Raw genomic sequence first — 3,525 nt, 5'->3', positions numbered from 1 at the left:
GTCATATCGACACCCGCCTGAATTCCGTGATCAACAGATAGCCCAGGTAGACGCCGCCCACCGCGGCGGTGAAGATCCCGACCGGCAGCTGAGCGTCGATCGGCCCATGCTGGGCCACCATGTCCGCGAGGCACAGGACCAGCGCCCCGGTGAGCGCGGCCGTGGCGACGTTCGGTCCCGGCGACCGGGTGAGGCGCCGTGCGATCTGTGGGGCCGTCAGTGCGACGAACGCCACCGGACCGACCACGGTGACGGCCGCTGTCGCAGCGCAGATGGCCAGGATCACGGACCAGAACCGAGTCCGGTCCGCACGTGCACCGAGCGCGTCGGCGAGATCGTCGCCCATTTCGACGATCCGGAGTCGGCGGCTGAGGACGAGGGCCATCGGGAGCAACACGACGAGCGCGGCCGCCATCAGTCGCACGTCGTCCCACGACCGCGATGCGGTGCTGCCGTTGATGTACGCGGCGATCGCCGTGGCCTGCTCGCGGGTGGTGCGGGTGATGATCCACTGGACGAAGGCCAGCGCCATCGCGTTGATCCCGATGCCGACGATGATCATCCGAGTGGGCGACGAGAAGCCCTGCCCGGTACCGAGATAGAGCAATGCCATGGCGACGATGGCCCCGAGCAGCGCGCCGACGGGCAGCGGAAGGACGCCGGTCCACATCAGGCCGAACGCGGCGGCGCCCGCGCTGGCGCCGGCGGCGAGGCCGATGACGTCCGGGCTGCCCAGCGGGTTGCGGGTCACGGCCTGGAACAGCGCACCGGACACGCCCAGTCCGGCGCCCGCCGTCGCGGCGACGGCAAGCCTGGGCCCGCGTAGCCGCTCCAGGACGAACGCCTCTTGCGGGCCGAGGTCGGCCCAGAGGATCGAGGTCAACCGGCTGGCGGGTACCCCCAGGTCGCCGAGGGCCAGCGTCAGCGCCGCCGTCACGAGCAGCGCCGCGAACAGCGATACGCCGACGACGATGCTGCGCATGCTCAGCCTGACACTGATGACGCGGCCAAGCCTCAGGACGCGAAGGCCGGAACGCCCCCTCACATCCGTCCCTTGAGCCGGCGGACGCTGAGCATCAGGATCGGCGCCCCGAGGAACGCGGTGACCACCCCCACCATGAGCTCACCCGGACGGACCAGAACCCGGCCGACGATGTCGGCGGTGAGCAGCAGAACCGGACCGAGCACCGCGCAGTACGGAAGTAGCCAACGATGGTCCGACCCGGTGACTGCGCGCACCATATGCGGGACGGCGAGGCCGATGAACGCGATCGGGCCGCACGCCGCCGTCGCCGCGGCGCAGAGCAGGGTAGCGGCTGCAGCGCCGCCGACCCGGATCACCGCGGTGGAGGCACCGAGCGCCCGGGCGGTCTCGTCGCCGAGCGCCAGCACGTTCAGGCCGGGGATGAGTAGCAGGGCGAGGACCATTCCGGCGACGACGACCGGGAGGACGGCGATGATGACGTCGTGTCCACGTCCTGCCAGTGAGCCGACAACCCAGAACCGGTAGTTGTCGAACGCACTTGGGTGGGTCAGGGAGACGGCCTGGATGTAGGCGGTGAGGACCGCGTTGATGACCGCGCCGGCGAGTACCAGGCGAAGGGGCGTGACACCACGACGGCCCGAGCCGAGGACGTAGACGACGGCGACGGCCACGAAGGCGCCGGGGATAGCCGCCCAGACACCGGCTGTGCCCAGGCCGAGGAACGCCGTCCCGGTCACGACGGCCGCGGCGGCGCCGGCGTTCACGCCGAGCAGGCCGGGATCGCCGAGCGGGTTGCGGGTGATCCCCTGGATCAGGGCGCCCGCGACGGCGAGGCTTGCGCCGGCGACCACCCCGAGGATCGTTCGGGGTATCCGGCTTTCCATCACGGTGCGGGCGTAGCTGTCGTCCGGATGGGTGAGCGCGGTCCACACCTCGCCCAGGGACAGCGCCTTGCTGCCCACCGCCAGGCTGACCATCACCGACAGCACGAGAAGGCCGACCGCCAGCAGCAGCCCGACGGCTACGCCGCTCACCGGCCGCCGGGTGGCCGGAACGGCGGATCCGGTCCGTCCGTCGTCCGACGCCGCCGGCGGGGCCGACCCCGGTCGGATGTCCGTCGCCATGCTCTGGCTCTCAGCCCGGTGTCGCGGAGACGTCAGTCGAGAAGCGCGACGGCTTCGGCGAGCCGGTCCGCGTACTCGTCGACGGCCCACGGCACGGTGAGCGGGGTGAGCAGGCTGGTGGCGGTGACGCTGTACCGGTCATAGCTGACGACGTACGAGCCACGTTCCACCGCGGGGATCTGGGCGTAGAGCGGCTGCTCCTCGATCTGCGCCTGCTGGTCGGCGTCGCTGAACCAGTTGATCACGACGTCGGTGTCGTCCAGCAGATCCGCGTTCTCCAACCCGAGCGTGGAGGATGACGTGCCCTCGGTGACCGGCTGTTCTTCGATGAACGGTGCGGGCGTCAGTCCGAGCTTGCTGACGAACGCGGACCTCGGCTCGTCCGGTCGCATGACGCCGAGCTCACCCGGCTCACCGGTGTAGAGGTAGGCGAAGGTGACGCCCTCCAGTTCAGGATGGTCGGCCGCGGCTCGGTCGAACTCGGCGTCGATGTCGTCGATCAGCGTGGCCGCGTCTTCCTCCTGGCTCAGTGCTTGACCGATCAGCTCAATCGAGGTGTCCCACGGCGTGCTCCAGGGGTCTCCTGGATAGGCGACGGTAGGAGCGAGCTCGTTGAGGACGTCGAAGTCATCCTGGGTGAGCCCGGACTGTGGCGCGAGAATCACGTCCGGCTGGAGGCCGACGACAGCGTCCATGTCGAGCTCTGGGTATGCGGCGAAGGTGGCGGGCAGCTCCTCGCCGGCGTTCTCGACAGCCTCGCGGAACCACGGGTTGTATCCGTCCTCGTCGCCGCTCCAGGTGTCCTCCTCGATCCCCACCGGGGTGTGGCCGAGCGCGAAGACGGTGTCCGCCGCTCCCTTGCCGATGGTGACGATCCGTTCGGGCTCCGACTCGATGGTGGCGGTGCCCAGCGCTGAGTCGATGCTGATCGGGTAGCCGGATCCGGCACCTTCCGATGCCGTCGATGTGCTGTCGTCCGACTCGTCGTCGGACGAACAGCCGGCGACGCCGAGCGCCAACAGCGTGGCGACCGCGACGACTGGGCGGGTACGTAGGCGTCTAGTGGTGGACCGAGTCCGTGCGACGGGCACCGTTTGTCCTCCTGGGTGTCAGCGGCGGCTCACCGTCGCCGATGGCGCTGGAGAGACGTCGTCTAGAGCTAAGCCAAACCTTAGTATGGCATGCCTAACCTAAACTCCCAGGTGGGGGTATGGGTGTCGTGCAACGCGATCGTCGCCCCTCGGCGCATGTTGGGTGGCCGAGGGGCGACGATCGGGCGACGAAGCGCGCGCGAGGTGATCAGCGGATCAGCGGGAGATCATCCCGTGCGGGTCGAGCACATACTTGCGTGCTGCACCCCGGTCGAAGTCCGAGTATCCCTGCGGTGCCTCGTTCAGCGGCAGAACAGTCGCGTTC

The 3,525-nt window shown here is 69.5% G+C and carries 3 protein-coding genes; all 3 read right to left on the bottom strand.

Features of this window, described 5'->3' with window-relative positions; translation table 11 throughout:
• Position 1: 1 nt before the first annotated feature.
• From ELR45_RS29950 to ELR45_RS29940, 3 genes are read right to left on the bottom strand one after another with little or no spacing between them, the layout of a single operon-like run.
• Positions 2-982, bottom strand: coding sequence for a FecCD family ABC transporter permease (locus tag ELR45_RS29950; protein WP_129669556.1), 981 nt, complete (start codon positions 980-982; stop codon positions 2-4).
• A gap of 59 nt (positions 983-1,041) precedes the next feature.
• Positions 1,042-2,109, bottom strand: a complete 1,068-nt coding sequence (locus tag ELR45_RS29945) for a FecCD family ABC transporter permease (RefSeq protein WP_129669555.1) — start codon at positions 2,107-2,109, stop codon at positions 1,042-1,044.
• 32 nt (positions 2,110-2,141) lie between these two features.
• Positions 2,142-3,200, bottom strand: a complete 1,059-nt coding sequence (locus tag ELR45_RS29940; protein WP_129669554.1) for an ABC transporter substrate-binding protein — start codon at positions 3,198-3,200, stop codon at positions 2,142-2,144.
• Positions 3,201-3,525: the final 325 nt, after the last annotated feature.

Origin of the sequence: Phytoactinopolyspora endophytica (assembly GCF_004138495.1) — a bacterium.
Lineage (GTDB): Bacteria > Actinomycetota > Actinomycetes > Jiangellales > Jiangellaceae > Phytoactinopolyspora > Phytoactinopolyspora endophytica.
The sequence above is the reverse complement of the archived record's forward strand: the minus strand, read 5'-3'. Positions and strand labels throughout refer to the sequence as shown.